Origin of the sequence: Vibrio sp. ZOR0018 (assembly GCF_963865925.1) — a bacterium.
In the GTDB taxonomy this organism is placed as follows: domain Bacteria; phylum Pseudomonadota; class Gammaproteobacteria; order Enterobacterales; family Vibrionaceae; genus Vibrio; species Vibrio anguillarum.
Map to the genome: position 1 here is coordinate 1 of NZ_CAWMCN010000049.1, position 3,250 is coordinate 3,250.

5 protein-coding genes and 1 pseudogene are annotated in these 3,250 nt (G+C 40.5%); 1 reads left to right on the forward strand and 5 read right to left on the reverse strand.

Annotated elements, in window-relative coordinates; genetic code table 11:
* A pseudogene (locus AACR75_RS01965) lies at window positions 1-76 on the reverse strand (VOC family protein); the annotation flags it as partial.
* Between the two features lie 308 nt (window positions 77-384).
* On the opposite strand from AACR75_RS01965, the gene AACR75_RS01970 reads away from it, so the two are divergent.
* A complete protein-coding gene (locus tag AACR75_RS01970) occupies window positions 385-717 on the forward strand; it encodes a PBPRA1643 family SWIM/SEC-C metal-binding motif protein (RefSeq protein ID WP_047691624.1) in 333 nt (110 codons plus the stop codon).
* A gap of 223 nt (window positions 718-940) precedes the next feature.
* Here the strand turns inward: AACR75_RS01970 and AACR75_RS01975 are convergent, their stop codons facing one another.
* From AACR75_RS01975 to AACR75_RS01990, 4 genes are all read right to left on the reverse strand, one after another.
* Window positions 941-1,159: a DUF6500 family protein gene (locus AACR75_RS01975; protein ID WP_017044875.1), complete on the reverse strand. Its 219-nt coding sequence runs from the start codon at window positions 1,157-1,159 to the stop codon at window positions 941-943.
* 322 nt (window positions 1,160-1,481) lie between these two features.
* Window positions 1,482-1,730, reverse strand: a complete 249-nt coding sequence (locus AACR75_RS01980; RefSeq protein ID WP_026028286.1) for a DUF3297 family protein — start codon at window positions 1,728-1,730, stop codon at window positions 1,482-1,484.
* Between the two features lie 233 nt (window positions 1,731-1,963).
* Window positions 1,964-2,467: a DNA topology modulation protein FlaR gene (locus AACR75_RS01985; RefSeq protein WP_047691618.1), complete on the reverse strand. Its 504-nt coding sequence runs from the start codon at window positions 2,465-2,467 to the stop codon at window positions 1,964-1,966.
* 142 nt (window positions 2,468-2,609) lie between these two features.
* Complete coding sequence (locus AACR75_RS01990; protein ID WP_047691621.1) at window positions 2,610-3,143, reverse strand: cysteine hydrolase family protein; 534 nt, start codon at window positions 3,141-3,143, stop codon at window positions 2,610-2,612.
* Window positions 3,144-3,250: the final 107 nt, after the last annotated feature.

Here is a 3,250-nt window from a genome sequence, read left to right on the forward strand (position 1 = left end):
AAACAGACAATATGGCGTCATAAAAAACCTTAGATTTTTCAATATCATTGGAGCCAATCATAATATGACTAAACATACTTGTTCCTTTTGTTGAGCAAAAATCGGGATTTACTTTGAAGCATCGATTGAGCAATGTCTAGGTTGAAATGTGAGATAAGCTATAACGCCCGGCTAAGGGGTTGACAACGTACCGCCGAACTCAAAAAACACACTGTAAACGCTGAACTTCAATTTTGCACCAAAGCCGCCACGCGTTGGCAATCCCTCTTGAGCCGTTTGTTATACCGTGATCCGATGCATATTGTAGGAACTTCTTTATCAATTGCCATAGTGCCGTATAATCGCGGCCAAATTACACCACAACAATCCATCAGTGAGTTGCAAATGTCCAAACTATTTTTCAAAGGTCGAATCGATGCTAGACAAAACCACGTCATTTCAGGCTACAACGTAAACCGTGATGTAAAAGCAGGCACTGACGAGGCTCCAATCAATGTTGTCGTCCCAACCGAGGCTCGTAAAGCAGAAATAGAAATATTACTTTCTGAGCACTCGATAGTGGCTGATATTGTTATTGACTCAAAGCAACCAGAGAACACAGTTGAGCTTAATACGCTATTAAACAAACCTAAAACTATTACCTATGACAAAACACCAAACCGTAATGAACCGTGCACTTGCGGAAGCGGGAAAAAGTACAAAAAGTGCTGTGCTTAAACCCTCGATAATTACGTCCAAAGCCGTCTTCTGACGGTTTTTTTATAAACTAGAACCTATACGATGCTCTGCGCGTAAGTTAAAACGGTATAACGCCCGGTTAAGGGGCTGACAACGCAAAACACCGAACCTAAAATAGCAACCGTAATCACAAATGTTGATTTAAGCAAAAACCGCCACGCGTTGGCAGTCCCTCTTAAACCGTTTGTTATGGCTCAGTTCACTAAATATCAGATTTTACCATTGCCATGATGTTATGAGCTTTTTCAAAATGATCTAATTTGTGTTCTTGAATCCACCATGTGGCGGCTTCCATTAACAAATCTGGATCGTCATTTTTATTAGCAAAAAATGCATAAAATGAAACGCCTACATTATCACCCTTCTGTTCAATCTTCTTGGAACAAACTTGAATTACCTTTTTTCTCAATGAACTACGCACTTGTTAATTGCCTGCTTTGTTAGAAAATGATGGGTAACTTATACAGATTAAAGCATGAAAACAAGAAAAACTGTTTTTATATACAGCCCTAGCCAATTGAATGAGTCATAACGCCCGGCTAAGGGGTTGACAACGCACTACCGAACTCAAAAAACCACTGTAAACATCGAACTTCAATTTTGCACTAAAGTCGCCACGCGTTGGCAACCCCTCTTGAGCCGTTTGTTATATGTTTGGATGAGAAACCTAGCTAGATCTTGAATGCAATGCATTGAATTACATAGTTATCAACACATTGCATGCGGACGGTATAAAATGCAGCTTATTTATAAAAAGCTTCAACTTCACCTTTTAACTTAATCAGCATCGGCTGGCCAAAACGATCTTTAGCTTTCGGTGACGGAATTTTCACCCACCCTTCACTAATGCAGTATTCTTCAACATCAGTACGCTCTTTGCCATTTAGACGAATGCCAATGTGATGTTCAAAGCACTCCGCTACATAGTGTGGGCTGCGAGGATTACCAGCAAGGTGATCCGGCAAAGCGGGTTTAGCTGTAGTGTCGTTCATATTCATAACCTAAAATATGTAAAAAAGTGCGCTATTGTAGACAATACAAGCCTACCGCTCAACAAAGTAAAGATGCTATTTCATATGCAGTATAGAGCGCAGAACTAGATGACATATAACGCCCGCTTAAGGGGCAGCCAACGCTACGACTAACTTTCCGCACAACATCGTAACCACAAAAACCAACGCACGGTAAAAACGCCACGCGTTGGCTGTCCCTCTTGAAGCGTTTGTTAGGCATTTATTATCCGTTTAATCTCATCATAACTTGAGCAGTAAACTATTTTATTTTTGTATTTTGATGTGAAATTTGTAATGCGCACCATATTGTCAACATCAAATTTGCTATTCCATCGCCACAACTCAATGAAAGACGAAAACGTTTCTTTCCTAAAATTACCTAGAAAAAATTTACGAACCAAAAACCTTTTCAGTATCCTCCATTGACGCTTTATAAGAGGAGGGTTCAAAATTATAATTACATCCGCATTCTGAAATGACCGATCAAGCCATTTATAATAAACACCTTCGATAATCCAATTATCGCATTCCAAAATAATATTAAGCTTTTCAGTTCTTAATTCTTCACTTGCTCGGATATATGAGTTTTGGCTTTGATCCCAAAATACCTCATCTAAATCGAAAGCAGTCAAATTAGTCGCTTGCTGCAACTTTTTGGCACTATATGTTTTCCCACTTCCGGGACCACCAATTATGTGGATTTTATGATACTGCAAGATGACTCCTTGATGCCTAACGCCGCGTTAAGTGGCGAGCAACGCTAACCACCTTACCTAAACCATTGTGACATAAACACTTAACCTGAAGAAAGCCGAAAGCGCCAAGCGTTGGGAGTCCGTCTTAAACGCTTTGTTAGCCCTATGCCAAAAGGCTACCAACTTCAATTGCGTCTATCTTTACACCAAAGCTCGAAATATTGGGCAATGTTGCATTATGATGCGCTCGAATTTGAGCGCCGGTAGCATGCAATTTATCGTGGGTTGTATGAGCGTCCGATATCAACGTAACCGAATAACCTAACCCAGCAGCCCTGCGAACGGTCGTATCAACACAAAACTCAGACGCATAACCACAGACGATTACATTGTCGATTCCTAATTCTGTCAGAAGACTTTGAAGGTTTGTATTCAAAAACGAATCAGGTGTTGTCTTACGAACAAAATAATCGTCCACTTGAGTCACAAGCGTCGACTGCAACTTCCAACCATCGGAACCAAATTCGATCACAGAATTGAGCTGCTCATGCTGGATGAAAACAACTGGAACTGTCGTATTCCGAGCCCATTTGGTCACTTCATTAATCTTATCTAAGACTACTTTAGAATCAAATGGTTGTGGTTCGGGATCGAATAAAATCGATTGAACATCGATAACAAGAACCGCAGATTTCATAATTATCCTCTTATAGGGCTAACGCCCGGCTAAGGGGTTGACAACGCACCACCGAACTTAAAAAACACACCGTAAACACTGAACTTCAATTTTGCACTAAAGTCGCC

Coding starts and splice junctions, on each gene's coding strand:
- AACR75_RS01980 (WP_026028286.1), bottom strand. CDS start 1,730: ATGAACGACACTACAGCTAAACCCGCTTTGCCGGATCACCTTGCTGGT.
- AACR75_RS01990 (WP_047691621.1), bottom strand. CDS start 3,143: ATGAAATCTGCGGTTCTTGTTATCGATGTTCAATCGATTTTATTCGAT.
- AACR75_RS01970 (WP_047691624.1), top strand. CDS start 385: ATGTCCAAACTATTTTTCAAAGGTCGAATCGATGCTAGACAAAACCAC.